This window comes from Sphingomonas sp. (assembly GCF_035490575.1).
Classification (GTDB): domain Bacteria; phylum Pseudomonadota; class Alphaproteobacteria; order Sphingomonadales; family Sphingomonadaceae; genus Sphingomonas.
In genome coordinates, this window is sequence record NZ_DATJLI010000170.1 from 1 (window position 1) to 14,689 (window position 14,689).

General features: G+C 65.3%; 21 protein-coding genes. 11 read left to right on the forward strand and 10 right to left on the reverse strand.

Annotated features, from left to right (window positions below; all coding sequences use genetic code 11):
• Nucleotides 1-245 (reverse strand): GcrA family cell cycle regulator (locus VL973_RS12950; protein ID WP_325284443.1); only part of this gene is annotated, 245 nt, incomplete at its 3' end.
• A 74-nt stretch (nt 246-319) separates the two neighbouring features.
• On the opposite strand from VL973_RS12950, the gene VL973_RS12955 reads away from it, so the two are divergent.
• From VL973_RS12955 to leuB, 9 genes are all read left to right on the forward strand, one after another.
• Nucleotides 320-1,150 (forward strand): ABC transporter permease, encoded by an 831-nt coding sequence (locus VL973_RS12955; protein ID WP_414712246.1) that lies wholly within the window; start codon nt 320-322, stop codon nt 1,148-1,150.
• Nucleotides 1,151-1,259: 109 nt separating this feature from the next.
• Nucleotides 1,260-2,456: an aspartate aminotransferase family protein gene (locus VL973_RS12960; RefSeq protein ID WP_325284444.1), complete on the forward strand. Its 1,197-nt coding sequence runs from the start codon at nt 1,260-1,262 to the stop codon at nt 2,454-2,456.
• A gap of 5 nt (nt 2,457-2,461) precedes the next feature.
• On the forward strand, nt 2,462-3,379 hold the full coding sequence (gene argF, locus VL973_RS12965; protein WP_325284445.1) for an ornithine carbamoyltransferase: 918 nt from the start codon (nt 2,462-2,464) through the stop codon (nt 3,377-3,379).
• 144 nt (nt 3,380-3,523) lie between these two features.
• Nucleotides 3,524-4,447, forward strand: a complete 924-nt coding sequence (locus VL973_RS12970; protein ID WP_325284446.1) for an Hsp33 family molecular chaperone HslO — start codon at nt 3,524-3,526, stop codon at nt 4,445-4,447.
• A 104-nt stretch (nt 4,448-4,551) separates the two neighbouring features.
• Nucleotides 4,552-4,959: a DUF3617 domain-containing protein gene (locus VL973_RS12975; protein WP_325284447.1), complete on the forward strand. Its 408-nt coding sequence runs from the start codon at nt 4,552-4,554 to the stop codon at nt 4,957-4,959.
• Nucleotides 4,960-5,179: 220 nt separating this feature from the next.
• Nucleotides 5,180-5,866: a 7-cyano-7-deazaguanine synthase QueC gene (queC, locus tag VL973_RS12980; RefSeq protein WP_325284448.1), complete on the forward strand. Its 687-nt coding sequence runs from the start codon at nt 5,180-5,182 to the stop codon at nt 5,864-5,866.
• Nucleotides 5,863-6,495 carry a 7-carboxy-7-deazaguanine synthase gene (gene queE, locus VL973_RS12985; RefSeq protein WP_325284449.1) on the forward strand — a complete coding sequence of 211 codons (633 nt, stop codon included), beginning with the start codon at nt 5,863-5,865 and terminating at the stop codon, nt 6,493-6,495. Before queC ends, queE begins: the two co-directional genes overlap by 4 nt.
• A 6-nt stretch (nt 6,496-6,501) precedes the next feature.
• Nucleotides 6,502-7,257: a DNA repair protein RecO gene (gene recO, locus VL973_RS12990; protein ID WP_325284450.1), complete on the forward strand. Its 756-nt coding sequence runs from the start codon at nt 6,502-6,504 to the stop codon at nt 7,255-7,257.
• An 11-nt stretch (nt 7,258-7,268) separates the two neighbouring features.
• Nucleotides 7,269-8,315, forward strand: a complete 1,047-nt coding sequence (leuB, locus tag VL973_RS12995; protein WP_325284451.1) for a 3-isopropylmalate dehydrogenase — start codon at nt 7,269-7,271, stop codon at nt 8,313-8,315.
• A gap of 29 nt (nt 8,316-8,344) precedes the next feature.
• Here leuB and VL973_RS13000 read toward each other — a convergent pair whose 3' ends face one another.
• The 8 genes from VL973_RS13000 to pspA are packed head-to-tail and all read right to left on the reverse strand — an operon-like array spanning nt 8,345 to nt 11,178.
• Nucleotides 8,345-8,590, reverse strand: coding sequence for a hypothetical protein (locus tag VL973_RS13000; RefSeq protein ID WP_325284478.1), 246 nt, complete (start codon nt 8,588-8,590; stop codon nt 8,345-8,347).
• Between the two features lie 35 nt (nt 8,591-8,625).
• A complete protein-coding gene (locus VL973_RS13005) occupies nt 8,626-8,871 on the reverse strand; it encodes a hypothetical protein (RefSeq protein ID WP_325284452.1) in 246 nt (81 codons plus the stop codon).
• Between the two features lie 28 nt (nt 8,872-8,899).
• Nucleotides 8,900-9,157, reverse strand: a complete 258-nt coding sequence (locus VL973_RS13010) for a hypothetical protein (protein WP_325284453.1) — start codon at nt 9,155-9,157, stop codon at nt 8,900-8,902.
• A 26-nt stretch (nt 9,158-9,183) separates the two neighbouring features.
• On the reverse strand, nt 9,184-9,513 hold the full coding sequence (locus VL973_RS13015; RefSeq protein ID WP_325284454.1) for a hypothetical protein: 330 nt from the start codon (nt 9,511-9,513) through the stop codon (nt 9,184-9,186).
• A 14-nt stretch (nt 9,514-9,527) separates the two neighbouring features.
• Complete coding sequence (locus VL973_RS13020; RefSeq protein ID WP_325284455.1) at nt 9,528-9,821, reverse strand: hypothetical protein; 294 nt, start codon at nt 9,819-9,821, stop codon at nt 9,528-9,530.
• A 26-nt stretch (nt 9,822-9,847) separates the two neighbouring features.
• Nucleotides 9,848-10,228 carry an envelope stress response membrane protein PspC gene (gene pspC, locus VL973_RS13025; RefSeq protein ID WP_325284456.1) on the reverse strand — a complete coding sequence of 127 codons (381 nt, stop codon included), beginning with the start codon at nt 10,226-10,228 and terminating at the stop codon, nt 9,848-9,850.
• Nucleotide 10,229: 1 nt separating this feature from the next.
• Nucleotides 10,230-10,508: an envelope stress response membrane protein PspB gene (gene pspB, locus VL973_RS13030; RefSeq protein WP_325284457.1), complete on the reverse strand. Its 279-nt coding sequence runs from the start codon at nt 10,506-10,508 to the stop codon at nt 10,230-10,232.
• Nucleotides 10,509-10,512: 4 nt separating this feature from the next.
• Nucleotides 10,513-11,178 carry a phage shock protein PspA gene (gene pspA, locus VL973_RS13035; RefSeq protein WP_325284458.1) on the reverse strand — a complete coding sequence of 222 codons (666 nt, stop codon included), beginning with the start codon at nt 11,176-11,178 and terminating at the stop codon, nt 10,513-10,515.
• A 304-nt stretch (nt 11,179-11,482) separates the two neighbouring features.
• Between pspA and pspF the strand changes: the two genes are divergently transcribed.
• Together pspF and VL973_RS13045 are read left to right on the forward strand one after the other, a co-directional pair.
• On the forward strand, nt 11,483-12,514 hold the full coding sequence (gene pspF, locus VL973_RS13040) for a phage shock protein operon transcriptional activator (RefSeq protein ID WP_325284459.1): 1,032 nt from the start codon (nt 11,483-11,485) through the stop codon (nt 12,512-12,514).
• A gap of 95 nt (nt 12,515-12,609) precedes the next feature.
• The gene (locus VL973_RS13045) at nt 12,610-14,262 is read left to right on the forward strand and encodes an AmpG family muropeptide MFS transporter (RefSeq protein ID WP_325284460.1); all 1,653 of its coding nucleotides are present in this window, start codon (nt 12,610-12,612) and stop codon (nt 14,260-14,262) included.
• On the opposite strand, the gene VL973_RS13050 is transcribed toward VL973_RS13045, so the two are convergent.
• Nucleotides 14,249-14,683 (reverse strand): DUF6628 family protein, encoded by a 435-nt coding sequence (locus tag VL973_RS13050; protein WP_325284461.1) that lies wholly within the window; start codon nt 14,681-14,683, stop codon nt 14,249-14,251. The genes VL973_RS13045 and VL973_RS13050 overlap by 14 nt on opposite strands.
• Nucleotides 14,684-14,689 lie beyond the last annotated feature (6 nt).

A 14,689-nucleotide genomic window follows, 5' to 3' on the forward strand; every position in this document is an offset into this window, starting at 1 on the left:
GGTTGCGGCCTGGGCGCGGGCGCGGGTTCTGCCTTCGGCGTCTCGATCGGCGCTGCCGCCTTTGCCTCGGCGGCGTCGGCATTCGCCTTCACCGGGGAAGGGCGTGGCTTCAGGCCCAGGCGATGCGCCTTGCCGATCACCGCATTGCGGCTGATCCCGCCCAGATCCTCGGCGATCTGGCTGGCGGTCTTGCCCGATTCCCACATCCTGGTCAGGATGGCGATGCGTTCCTCGGTCCAGCTCATTCGTTCAAAATCCCGTTCATCAAACTATGCCTGTCGCCTTGCGGGCCTGGGACACAGCGACTAGTCGCTGCCACATGGCAAGCGAACCACTGCCCACCGACGACATGCTGCCCCCGCCCGGCGCGCCGGTGATTCGGAGCGTCAATTGGGGGGGCTTGCGCGCCCTCTATGTGAAGGAGGTGCGGCGCTTCTTCAAGGTGCAGCTCCAGACGATCTGGGCGCCGGCCGTCACGACGCTGTTGTATCTGGTGATCTTCACCGTGGCGCTGGGCGGATCGGGACGCATGGTGATGGGCGTGCCCTTTGCCCATTTCATTGCCCCCGGCCTCATCGTGATGGGAATGCTGCAGAACAGCTTTGCAAATGCCAGCTTCTCGTTGCTGGTGGGCAAGATCCAAGGGACGATCGTCGATTATCTGATGCCGCCCCTGTCGACGGGTGAGTTGCTGGCCGCGCTGGTCGGCGCGGCGGTGACGCGCGCGGCACTTGTCGGTGTTGCAGTGTGGCTGGCGATGGCGCTGTGGGGCGTCGATGTCTGGCCGCGCCATCCGATCGCGATCCTGTGGTTCGGGTTGATCGGCGCGGCAATGCTGGCGCTGGTCGGGATCATCACGTCGATGTGGGCCGAAAAATTCGACCATGCCGCCGCCATCACCAATTTCGTCATCGCGCCGCTGTCGCTGTTGTCGGGCACCTTCTATTCGGTCGATGCGCTCAGCCCAGCGTTCCGCGCGATCAGCCACGCCAATCCGTTTTTCTACATCATTTCGGGCTTTCGCTACGGCTTTCTGGAGCGCGCCGATTCGGACGTGACGTTGGGCGGTGGTATCCTGCTGGCGGTGACGGTCGCGCTGGCGTTGCTTTGCTATGCGCTGTTGCGGCGCGGATGGCGGATCAAGAGCTGACGGGGGGTCGCTTGACCCATGACCGCCGCCGGTCGTATCAGCATCTCCCATGGGCGGCCGTGAGCCGCCCTTTCGCGTTCCGGTCTTTCTCAATCCAGGAGTTGATCCCATGCCGATGCCAGCGCTCATGCCCGTTTACCCGCGGTGCGACGTGCGCCCGGTGCGAGGCGAGGGATGCTATCTGATCGGCGAACCCGGCGAGCGTTATCTGGACTTCGCCAGCGGCATCGCGGTCAACGCGCTGGGTCATGGCCATCCGCATCTGACGCGCGCGATCCAGGAACAGGCGGCAACGCTGATGCATGTGTCGAACCTCTATGGCTCGCCGCAGGGAGAGGCGCTGGCGCAGCGCATCGTCGACAACAGCTTTGCCGACACGGTGTTCTTCACCAATTCGGGCGCGGAGGCGGTCGAATGCGCGATCAAGACGGCGCGTCGCTATCATTACGTCAATGGCAATCCTGAGCGGCATACGCTCATCACTTTCGACACGGCCTTTCACGGCCGGACGCTCGGCGCGATTTCGGCGACCAATCAGGCGAAGATGCGCGACGGGTTCGAGCCGCTGCTGCCGGGTTTCGCCTATGCCACGTTCAACGACCTTGCCGGCGCGCTGGCGCTGATCGACCAGCACACCGCCGGTTTCCTGGTCGAGCCGGTGCAGGGTGAGGGCGGCATCCGTCCCGCCAGCGCCGAGTTCCTGAAAGGGTTGCGTCAGGCGTGCGACGAACACGGCCTGTTGCTGGTGCTGGACGAGGTGCAGTGCGGTTACGGCCGGACCGGCAAGTTTCTGGCGCACGAGCATTACGGCGTCCGTGCCGATATTGCGGCAGTGGCAAAGGGCATTGGCGGCGGCTTTCCGCTGGGCGCCTGCCTCGCGAGCGAGGAAGCGGCCAAGGGCATGGTGTTCGGCACGCATGGCTCCACCTATGGCGGCAATCCGCTGGCGATGGCGGCGGGGCAGGCGGTGCTCGACGTGATACTCGAACCCGGCTTCCTCGATCATGTGACCGCGATGGGCGACCGGCTGCGCCAGGGGCTGGAGCAGATGATTCCCAATCACGACCATTTGTTCGACAGCGTGCGCGGGCTGGGCTTGATGCTGGGCCTCAAGCTCAAGGAACCGGCGGTGTGCCGTGATTTCGTCGCGCATTGCCGCGACCATCACGGGTTGCTGACCGTCGCGGCGGGCGAGAATGTCGTTCGCATCCTGCCGCCGCTGGTTATCGAGGAATCGCATATCGGCGAGGCGATCGAAAAGCTGTCCGACGCCGCGCGGGCATTCGTGCCCGTGTCCGAGGATTGATCGCGATGCGCCATTTCCTGAACCTGTCCGATGCCGGACCCGATGGCTGCGCCGCGATCCTTGCCGATGCGCTGGATCGCAAGAAGGCGCGCAGCGGCTGGACCAAGGGGCGCGCCGATGCCGACGCGCCGCTGGCCGGCCATGTGCTGGCGATGATTTTCGAGAAGAACTCGACGCGCACCCGCGTCAGCTTCGACATGGCGATGCGCCAGCTTGGCGGTCAGGCGATGGTCATGGATGCGGGGACGATGCAGCTGGGCCGCGGCGAAACGGTGGCCGACACCGCGCGCGTCCTGTCGCGTTATGTCGACGGCATCATGATCCGCACCGACGATCATGCCAAGGTTGAGGAAATGGCGCATCACGCGACCGTGCCGGTCATCAACGGCCTGACGGATTTCTCGCACCCGTGTCAGATCATGGCGGATCTGCTCACGATCCTTGAAACCGGCAAGTCACTGCCGGGACTGAAGGTTGCCTGGCTGGGTGACGGCAACAACGTCCTGTCCTCGATCGTCGAGGCTGGCGGCATTTTCGGGTTCGACGTGGTGTCGGCGTGCCCGCAGGGGTTCCAGCCGTCAGAGGCGGTGCTGGCGCTGGGTCGCGGTCGCGCCCGCTGCGTCGCCGATCCGCGCGAAGCGGTGGACGGCGCCGACATCGTCATTACCGACACCTGGATCTCGATGGGGCAGGACCATGCCGAGGCCAAGCTGGCGGCGATGATGCCCTATCAGGTCGATGCCGCGCTGATGGCGCAGGCGAACAGCGATGCGCGGTTCCTGCACTGCCTGCCCGCGCACCGCGAAGAAGAAGTCACGAGCGAGGTGATAGACGGCCCCCAGTCGTTGATCTGGGACGAGGCCGAAAATCGCCTGCACGCGCAAAAGTCGATCCTGCGATGGTGTTTCGGTCAGATCGGCTGACGTTGCAATCGCGCGACCGCTGCCTATCTCGCTGCCTCGCAATCATTCCCGTTCGTCCCTGATCGATGCAGAGGATTCGGTTCCCTTTCCGCTGAGAACGGGGCGGACGGGGCCTTGTCCAGATCAGCCCGAACGGGATCGACCATGACCAGTCTGCCTGTGCCGCCCACCGACATCGACCGCGCGATCGGTTTCACGCTCCCCGACCGGAATGCGCGTGGCCGCATCGCGCGGCTGGGACCGGTGCTGGATGAAATCCTGTCGGCACATGCCTATCCACCTGCGATCGAGCAATTGCTGGCGGAGGCGTTAACGCTGGCCGCGCTACTTGGCTCGACGTTGAAGGATGCGGGCGGGCAATTGACGCTGCAGGCGCAGACCCAGGGCGGAATCGTCAACCTGATGGTCTGTGACTATAAGGGTGGCGAGCTGCGCGGTTATGTCCAGTTCGATGCCGATCGGCTGGCCGAACTGGGGGATGAACCGTCGTTGTTCGCGCTGTTCAACCAGGGCTATCTGGCGGTCACTTTCGATCAGGCGACCACAGGCGAGCGATATCAGGGAATCGTTCCGCTCGACGGTGCTTCGCTGGGACAGGCGGCGCAGGCCTATTTCATGCAGTCCGAGCAGATTCCCAGCCTCGTCACCCTGGGCACCCGGCGCAGCGCCGAGGGCCGGCTGGTCGCGGGCGGCCTGTTCCTGCAACACCTGCCCGAAGGAGAGGAGGGGCGTGAGCGGCTGCATGTGCGCGACGACGACCATCCCGAATGGGAACATGTCGAGGCGCTGGCATCCACCATGGGGCAGGACGAGCTTGCCGACCCGGCAATCCCGCTCGAAAACCTCGTCTGGCGCCTGTTCAACGAGGAACGGGAAGTGCGAACGCTGACCGGGGTCGAGTTGCAGCGCGGCTGCCGTTGCAGCGGGGACTATATCAGCTCGGTCCTTGCCCGATTCCCCGCCGATGAACGCGCGCACATGGCCGATGCAGACGGCGTCATCACCGTCGACTGCGCCTTTTGCGCGCGCAAGTTTCCGGTCGCGCTGGCGGATGTGACCGCAGGCTGAACCAGGGCTTGCAAAGCGGATCATTGCTTCCCACCTGATTAAATGAACGGTTGCGTTGGCGAATTAACGATGTTGACGCTGCCGGACGATCGGGGAGTGAGAAGATGAGATTGGCTGGCTGGCTGCGCCCCATATTGGGCGGCGCGGGGTTGCTGTGTGCAGGCGTGGCGGCGGCGGTGCCGGCACAGGCGCCCGGCCTGAAAGTGCTGTCCGCGATCGAGCCGGGCCGTTGGCAGCTTCGCGAGAAGGGCAGCGGGACGGAACGGACCGTGTGTGTCAGCGATCCGCGCATCCTGATCCAGCTTCACCATGGTGCAGCCCAATGTTCGCGCTTCGTCATCAATAACCTGCCATCGGCGGGGACGGTTCATTACACCTGTTCGGGCGCAGGCCATGGCCGCACGACCCTGTCGGTCGAAACGCCGCGACTGGTGCAGATCAATACGCAGGGGCTGGCCAATGGCCTGCCGTTCCAGAGCGAGATCGAGGCGCGGCGACTGGGCGGTTGCTGACGTTGCCCGCACGTTCAGCAAAGGTTTAGGTGATCGCCGCTATAACGTTGAAACACCTCGAAAGAGGTATGCTCCCTGGCTGAAATGCCGAAACCAACTGGGCCGCTCCGTCTGCCGGAGCGGCCCTTTGTTGTGACGCGCGCGTTGGCGCGCTATGGGCCGCCATATGCCGGGCGACGATGCGCCGGGCGTTTTTCCATTTTCAGAGACATGATTGCCGATGACCCAACAGCCGCTTGCCGTCGCCCTGATTTCCGGTGGCCTCGATTCGATGGTTGCTGCCGCCAGCGCGCGCGAAGCGGGCTTTCGGTTGCTGGCGCTGTCGGTCGATTATAATCAGCGGCATCAGGTCGAACTGGCGGCGGCCGGCCGGATCGCTCGCGAATTGGGGGCGGAGCGGCATGTCGTTCTGCCGCTGGACCTCTCGGCGTTCGGCGGATCGGCGCTGACCGCCGATATCGACGTGCCCAAGGGCGGCGTCGGCAGCGATATTCCGGTCACTTATGTGCCCGCGCGCAACACCATCTTTCTCAGCCTGGCGCTGGGGTGGGCGGAGGCGGCGGGCGCGCGCGATCTGTTCATCGGCGTCAACGCGCTCGATTATTCGGGCTATCCCGATTGCCGACCCGAATTCATCGCCGCGTTCGAGGGACTGGCCGAACTGGCGACCAAGGCCGGGGTCGAGGGATACCCATTCCGTATCCACGCCCCGCTGCAACACATGACCAAGGCCGATATCGCACGCGAAGCCGCGCGGCTGGGGCTGGACGCGGGCATGAGTTGGTCCTGTTACGACCCGACGCCCGGCGGCCTGCATTGCGGACTGTGCGACAGTTGCCGGTTGCGGATGAAGGGGTTCGAGGAAGCCGGGCTGGCTGATCCCACGGCCTATGCGACCCGCGCATGAGCTATGCCGTCAAGGAATTGTTCCTGACCTTGCAGGGCGAGGGGTTTCACGCCGGTCGCCGCGCGGTGTTCGTGCGCTTTGCCGGGTGTAATTTGTGGTCGGGGCGCGAAGTCGATCGTGCGAGTGCGATCTGCCGTTTCTGCGACACCGATTTCGTCGGGATGGACGGTGACGGCGGCGGTCGGTTCGAAGATGGGGCCGCGCTGGCCGCCGCCGTCGAAGCGGCATGGGGCACGGGCGAATCCGAACGCTTCGTCGTGCTGACCGGCGGCGAACCGATGTTGCAGGTGGATGATGGGCTGGTCGACGCGCTGCACGCTGCGCGGTTCACGATCGCGATCGAAAGCAACGGCACGCTTGCCGTGCATCCGGGCATCGACTGGATTTGCATCAGCCCCAAGGCCGGCAGCACGGTCGTGCAGCGGCGTGGCGATGAGATGAAGCTCGTCTGGCCGCAACCCGGCAGCGACATCGACGCGATCGAGGACTGGGATTTCCGCCACTTCCTGATCCAGCCAATGGACGACGCGCGTGGGCGCGAAAACTGGGATGCGGCGATCGCGCTGGCGATGGCACGGCCACGCTGGCGGTTGTCGTTGCAGACGCACAAACTGCTCGGCCTTCGCTGAGGCGCGATGCATATCCTGTCGCCCGCGATTGTGCTGTCGGTCCGGGCGCACGGCGAACATGGCGCGGTCGCGCGCGCGCTGACGCCCGAGGACGGGGTTCAGCCGGGCTATGTCCGGGGCGGCCGGTCGCGGGCGCTGCGGCCCGTGTTGCAACCGGGCAACCGCGTGCGTGGCGAATGGCGTGCGCGCACCGACAGTCAGCTTGCGGCGCTGACCGTCGAACTGGTCGAAAGCTGCGCGCCACTTTACACCGAACCGCTGCCTGCCGCCGCGATCGAATGGGTCAGCGCGCTGACGGTCACGACGTTGCCCGAAGGCCAGCCCTATCGCACGCTTTACGATGCGCTGGGCGCGATGATCGCCGCGGTGGCGGCGGCCCCGGCGGCGCGTGGCTGGGCCGGACTGGTCGCGCGATATGAATTGCTGGTGCTGGCCGAACTGGGCTTTGGCCTCGCCCTCGATGTCTGCGTCGTGACGGGCGCGCGCGTTGACCTGTCCTTTGTCAGCCCGCGCAGCGGCGGCGCGGTCAGCCGCATGGCGGCAAACGGGTATGAGGCGCGGTTGATGCCGCTGCCGCCCTTCCTCGCAAATGGTGGGGAGGCGCCCGACTGGCCGTCGATCTTTGACGCATTCGCCGTCACTGGTCATTTCATCGAACGCGATCTGATGACCGGGCGAGCGGCGGAGGCGCTGGCCGGGCGTGAACGGCTGCTCGAACGGTTGCGGCGCGCTGCGGGCTGGGGCATGGGCAGCGGCGCATAAGGGAGGGTTTCATGCCGCATCTGATCGCCGTGTTGCCGGGGGACGGCATCGGTCCCGAAGTCACCGCTGCCGCACGCCGCGTGCTGGAAACGCTGGAACTGGACCTGGTGTTCGAGGAAGCGCCGGTCGGCGGCAAGGCCTATGATACGGCGGGCCATCCGCTGCCCGTGGCGACGCTCGATCTGGCGCGCCGGTCGGATGCGATCCTGTTCGGTGCGGTCGGCGATACGCGCTATGACGGGCTGGAACGTGCGCTGCGGCCCGAACAGGCGATCCTGGGGCTTCGCAAGGAATTGGGTCTATTCGCCAATCTGCGCCCCGCGCGGCTGTTCAAGGGGCTGGAGGACGCGTCGGCCCTGCGCCCAGAAATCGCCGCCACCATCGACCTCGTGATCGTGCGTGAGTTGACCGGTGATGTCTATTTCGGCCTCAAGTCGCGCGGCACCACAGCTGAGGGATTGCGGGAAGGCCGCGACCTCATGCGCTATGACGAGGCGGAAGTTGCGCGGATCGCCCGCGTCGGTTTCCAGACTGCCCGCACGCGGCAGGGGCGGCTGTGTTCGGTCGACAAGGCCAATGTCCTTGAAACCTCGCAACTGTGGCGCGATGTCGTGATCGAGGTGTCAGCGGAATATCCCGACGTGGCGCTGACCCATATGTATGTCGACAATGCCGCAATGCAGATGGTGCGCGATCCCGGCCAGTTCGACGTGATCGTAACGGGCAACCTGTTCGGCGACATCCTGTCGGATCAGGCATCGATGTGCGCGGGGTCGATCGGGATGCTGCCATCGGCGGCACTGGGTGCCACGGGCCGAGGGCTTTACGAGCCAATTCATGGTTCGGCCCCCGATATTGCCGGTCAGGGCAAGGCAAACCCGTGTGCGGCGATCCTGTCGGCGGCGATGCTGTTGCGCCATTCGCTGAACCTGGGCGAGCCGGCCGACCGGATCGAGGTTGCGGTAGGGCGCGCGATTGCCGATGGCGCGCGTACCGCCGATCTGGGCGGCGACTTGTCGACCGATGCCATGACCGACCGCATTCTCGCCACGCTGTAAGGGCGGACGGGGCGTTCGGCGTCGCCCCGTTAGAGGTCGACGCCCGCGGCGATCGCTTCCAGCTTGCGGATGCGTTCCTTGAGGTCGGCAATCTCGATCCGTTGCGTTGCCGACGGGCCGGGAACGCTGTCCGATGCGGGGCCGGTCGCGGCGTTGAGTTGCTGGCGCTTGAGCGACAGCCAGCCGCGCCATGCCGTCAGCAGCCCGGTCGTCACCATCGCCAGCGCGACCAGCGCAGCGGCAGCCATCGTCAGATAGAATTGGGGGTCATGCATCGCTGCCTCTCCCATCGAATATGCGGGCGCCAGCATCAGGCGCGGTTGTCGTCGCGCAGCCGCGCGATTTCACGGTCCAACCGCACACTGTCCTCGCTGTCGGTAACGACGCGCTCCAGCACGGCGACGCGTTCTTTCAGGATGCGAATCTCGTCCCGCATCCGCACGGCGTCCGGGTGATCGGCGGCGGGGTGATCTCCCTGGGCCTTGACCCTGGCCTGCACGACCTTGCCGATCGTCACCAGCGCCACGATTGCGACAACCATCGAAAACGGGTCCATCACTTCCTCCCTTGCCGTCTGTTTTCGTTCAGTTGAGCGGTTCGACGCGCAATCGCTCGATCTCGTCCGCGACGGCGATGCCGCGATCGGTTGCGATGCGCTCAAGCACTTGGACACGCTGTTCCAGCCGTTCGACATGCGCCGCATATTGCGCGGCCCGTTCCGCCGTCTGTGCGTTCAGCGCCGTCGTCATCGCTTCCTTGTGCTTCAGCCACCGCTTGAACATGTCGTTGCCGACGCCCGCTATCACGGGAATGCCAACGACGATGGCAAAGAATGCGATCATGTTCAGGTCCATTGCCGATACTCCGTTCAGTTGGCCCGGCCGCGCAGCTGCTCGATCTCGCGGTCCAGCGCATGGGCGCCGTCGGTGACGATCCGCTCGACATTGGCGAGCCGGTCCTTGATCGAGCCGAGCTCGGCGCGGAGCTGGGCGTTTTCCTGGCTCAGCAGCTTGATGCGCTCCATCGCCTCGTCATTGCGCTTGGGATAGATGGCCTGGCCCCAGGTGCCCTCGAGCGGATAGCCGTTCTTGACGCGCAGCCAGGTGGTGAACATCCAGGCAAAGATGCTCAGGCCGCCGATGAACAGGCCCGCCCCGATCATCCAGGGCAGATTGGGTATGATGATATTCTCAGCCATGTGACGGTCCTTCCTCAGCGCAGTGCGTCGATGTCGCGGTTCAGCCGTTCGGCGGGATCGGTGGCGATGCGTTCCAGCACCGCAATCCGCTCCTCCAGCCGCCCGATCTGGCCGGTCAGCCGCTCATTCTCGGTCGTCAGCAGCGCGATCTTGCGTTCGGCATCGGGACCGGCGCCCTTGTGCACCGTCTCGCCATTGTCGTCGGTCATGGGATAACCGTGCTTGGCGCGAAGCCAGTTGGTAAATGCCCATGTCCCCATCGACAGCGCGATGATTGCCAGAATGAAGGCCTCTCTACCCCAACCCATATATTCCTCCCTTACCTTTGTGACGGTCAGCGCAGACGGTCGATCTCTTCGGCCAGACGATTGTTGCGCCCGACATAGAAGCTTTCGATCTCAGCCAGGCGGCGGTCGATGTCGCGGAATTTCGAACGGACCTCGGCGGTCGAGCGCTTGGGGTTGGAGCGGACGCGCTGCCAGAACTTTTCGTCCTCGGGGCTGTCATACAGGCCATAGGGTTTGGCCGGCGCCATCCAGGCAATCATGAAATAGGCGACCAAAGTCCAGGGAAAGCCCCCCAGCAGTGTCAGCATGACCGCGCCGACACGGACCCATATGACATCGACACCGGTATAATCCGCGATGCCGGCGCAGACGCCCATCCATTTGCCGTTCTGCTTGTCGACATACAGCTTTGTGCGGCTGGCAGACATCTCAGTTCCTCCGTGCGAAATCATAATCGGACCGGTCGTCGCTGCGCGTGCGGGGCGCGTCGGGGCGGAAGTCCGGGTTGTCGGCGGCGACGATCCGTTCAATCGTCTCAAGTCGTTCATCAAGGCGGCGGGCGAGGTGGTGCAGCTCGTCGAGCAGCTTCTCGTCCTCGCCGGTCATGGTCGGCGCCTGTTTCCACTTCGTCATATAGTGGAGAATGATCCAGGGCATTCCGACGAACAGGATGCCGCAGATCATGATGGGCAGGAAAACATCCTCCATCGGATCAGCCTTCCTTGTTCAGGCGCGCCTTGAGCGCGGCCAGTTCGGCGTCGACCTTTTCGGAGGATTTCAGCTCGGCGATTTCCTCTTCCAGCGTCTTGGCGCCGCCCATTCCGGCGGCATCGGCGCGGCCCTCGGCCATGTCCACGCGGCGCTCCAGCGTGTCGAAGCGCGAAAAGGCGTCGGCCACGCGCTCACCGGCATACATCTCGCGCAGGCGATAGCGGTTTTCGGCGCTTTCCAGACGGGTCGCGATCGAGTTCTGGCGCGCGCGCGCCTCGCGCAGCTTGTTCTGCAGCTTGGCGATATCGGCTTCTGACGCCTTGAGCGCATCGTCCAGCACCGCGATCTCGGCCTTGAGCTGTTCGGCCATGTCGGCGGCCTTCTGGCGCTCGACCAGCGCGGCCTTGGCCAGATCCTCACGGTCCTTGGACAGCGCCAGTTCGGCCTTTTCGGTCCAGCTTTCCTGAAGCTTTTCCAGCTTGGCGATGTGGCGGCGCATTTCCTTCTGGTCGGCGATCGTGCGAGCAGCCGACGCGCGCACCTCGACCAGCGTTTCCTCCATTTCCATGATGATCATGCGGATCATCTTTGCGGGGTCCTCCGCCTTGTCGAGCAGATCGGTGACGTTGGCGGCGATGATGTCCCGCGTTCTGGAGAAGATACCCATGAACAAAACTCCTTGGTGCGAAAGTTGAAAAAGCCGGGGCGGGGATTGGGGGCCGCCCGCCCCGGACAGGGACCGGTCAGCGCAAGACCGACCGGCGGGAACGACGTGAGGTAATGTGGCGCTGATAATCGAACATTGGCGATATCTCCCAGACCTTGGCAGCAAATGCGCCACGTCGACCGTGGTTGCGGAATGCTTTGCAGGTGTCGTGCCAATTTCCAACCAAAGGCGGCGGCACGACAAAAATCATGCTTCGCTGGAAATGCGTTGCCAAGACTTGGTAAAATCCGCCACAAGCCGGGACATGGAGCGCACCGCACCCGTTATCGGCCAATCCACCGCTTTTCTCGATGCGCTGGAACGCGCCAGCCGGGCGGCGCCGCTTGATCGGCCGGTGCTGGTCATCGGGGAGCGGGGAACCGGCAAGGAACTGGTTGCCGAGCGGCTCCATCGCCTGAGCGGGCGATGGGACCAGCCGCTGGTCGTCATGAACTGTGCGGCGCTGCCCGAAACGCTGATCGAGGCCGAGTTGTTCGGCCACGAAGCCGGCGCGTTCACCGGCGCGCAAAAGGGGCGGGCGGGCCGGTTCGAGGAGGCGCATCGCGGCACGCTGTTCCTGGACGAACTGGGCACGCTGTCGATGGCGGCGCAGGACCGGCTGCTGCGCGCCGTCGAATATGGGGAGATCACCCGCATCGGCTCGTCACGACCGCTGCGCGTCGATGTGCGGATCGTGGCCGCGACCAACGAACATCTGCCCGACCGCGTTGTGCAGGGCAATTTTCGCGCCGACCTGCTCGACCGGCTGTGTTTCGAGGTGGTGACATTGCCCCCGCTGCGGTCCCGCGCGGGCGATATCATGGTGCTGGCGGACCATTTCGGCCGGCGCATGGCGTCCGAACTGGGTCGGGATCGCTGGACCGGATTCGGGCCGGAGGCGACCGAGATGCTGGAGAATCACCGCTGGCCGGGGAATGTCCGCGAACTCCGCAACGTGGTCGAGCGAGCCGTCTATCGCTGGGAGCGCGAAGGACCGGTCGACATGATCCAGATCGATCCGTTCGATTCGCCCTGGCGGCCGGGCGCGAGCGGCGGTTTCGCCACCTCTGCCATCGCCGGCGAGGAGCAGGCAACGGAAACCGCCTCGGCGCCCGCGCCGTCCGAGCCGCCGATCGAGGGCGATTTCCGCACCCGCGTTTCGACCTACGAACGCCGCCTGCTGACGCGTGCGATGGCCGAACATCGCTATAATCAGCGCGCCACGGCCGAAGCGCTGGGCCTGACCTATGACCAGTTGCGCCACGCCCTGCGGAAACACGGGCTGCTTTCGGGTTGAGCGGACTATGCTTGCGCGCCGATTGCGATAGGGTGCACGCCGGACGGCGCGGGCAGCGATGCGCGCTGCCATGCATGATAATGACGGGCGGGTAAGTGGCGGAAAAGAAAAAGGGGTTCGCGCTGTTCCGGGCGGCGCTCACCAATCGCAAGACGGCGGCGATGCTGATGCTGGGTTTTGCGTCGGGCCTGCCGTTCGTGTTGCTGATCGGCACGCTGAATGCGTGGCTGGGTGAGTTGAAGATCAGCCTTGCGACGATCGGCGTGCTTTCGTGGATCGGCCTTGCCTATGCCTTCAAGTTCCTGTGGTCGCCGGTGGTCGACCGTTTGCGGCTGCCGCTGATCGGGGGGCTGGGTCGGCGCCGCTCGTGGCTGGTGCTGTGTCAGGGCGCGCTGGCGCTGTCGCTGTGGGGACTGGCCGGGACCGATCCGGTCACGGCGATCGGCAGTTTCGCGGGGATCGCCGTGCTGGCCGCATTCCTTTCGGCAACGCAGGATGTCGTGATCGATGCGTGGCGGATCGAGATTGCCGATGAAAGCGCGACGGTCGAGTTTCTGTCGGCGGTCTATCAACTGGGCAACCGGCTGTCGGCGCTGACCGGCGGTGCACTGGCGCTGGTATTGGCGGCGCGGCTCGACTGGCCGACTGTTTATACCGGGTTCGGCTTTGCGATGCTGGTTGCGGTGGCGGCGACCCTGTTCCTGCCCGAAGCGCGGATGGATGCCGACGATGCCGCCCATCCGCTGTCGGGCCATGCCGTGCCCGATCGCGGCAAGCGGATGCTGGCGCTGGCGATCGTCGCGACATGCTGGGGCTGGGCGATATTGGTGCTGGGCAGCTTCATGGTTTCCGCGCTTCAGCCACCCGTGCCCGGCGTGCCGGGACCATCGGCTGGCGATTTCACGCGGATGCAGGGACCGTGGATCATCATCGCGACGGTCATCATCCCCGCGCTGGTCGCCGCGTGGACCCGCCGCCTGCCGCAACATGCCGGCGATGGTGAGGCGATGGGCGGCGCGCGCGCGGCGGCCGATCATTGCTACCGCGCGCTGATCCTGCCGCTGGCGGAAATCGTCGACCGGCTGAAATGGGGCGCGATCCTGGTGCTGGCGCTGATCCTGCTCTATCGCATCGCCGATTCGATCTGGGCGCCGTTCGCCTTTCCCTTCTATCTCGATTTTCTCGGCTATTCGAACGACGAAGTGGCCTTTGCATCCAAGCTGTTCGGCGTGTGGATGACGATCGCGGGCGTGGCGCTGGGCGGTTACATGCTGGCGGCTTGGGGGCGGATGCCCACGTTGGTCGCGGGCGGCGCGGTGGCGGCGCTGTCGAACCTGCTTTATGCCGATCTGGCGCTGGGCGGGCCGGCGATCGACGGGTTCATGCACCTGGTGGCGCTCGACCGGTTGGGCGTCGAGCCGCGCATGATGCGCCTGTTGGTCGCGATATGCGGAGAGAACATCGCCGGCGGCCTCGCCGGGACGGCGTTCGTCGCCTACATCTCCTCGATCACGGCGCGTGAATATAGCGCGGTGCAATATGCGCTGTTGTCCTCGATGACCTTTCTGGTCGGCGCGCTGGGTCGCGCCGCGACGGGCGAGGCGATCGACAAGGTCGGCTATGCCACCGTTTTCTATGTCACCGCCGCTCTGGGCGGGGTCGCGGTGCTGCTGGTGCTGGCCGAATGGTGGCGCGGCGCGGCGCGCGGTCCCCGGCGCGCGCAGGAGCCGGAAGTCAGTCCCGCCTGAGCGGCAGGCCCAGGTCGTTGAAGGCGGCCACCACGCATTGCGCGGCGCACGCGATGCCGGCTGCGTCCCGCACGCCGATCAGGTCGGCCAGCAAAAAGGCCGACCGCCGCGGGTTTTCCTCGATTCCGCGCAGGGCGTCGACCAATGTCGCCTCGGCCGCGGTCATGCGCGGGCAGCACCATGGTGCGATCTGGATCGGCCGCGCTGCCCGCAGCGACATTTCGTGCATCAGCGTCCGCAGCAGCAGCAGCGGACGACGAAAATCGACGCCGAATGCGGTCATGAACGCGTGCGATGCAGCCGCATCCTGAAGGCCCTGCGCCCCCATCTGGCGGATGCCGAACAGGATCAGCCGCGCCGCCGGATCGCTGGGTTGCAGGTGCGGCAATGTGGTCGAAAGCGTGTCGAGGGTAGGGGGCAAGGCGAG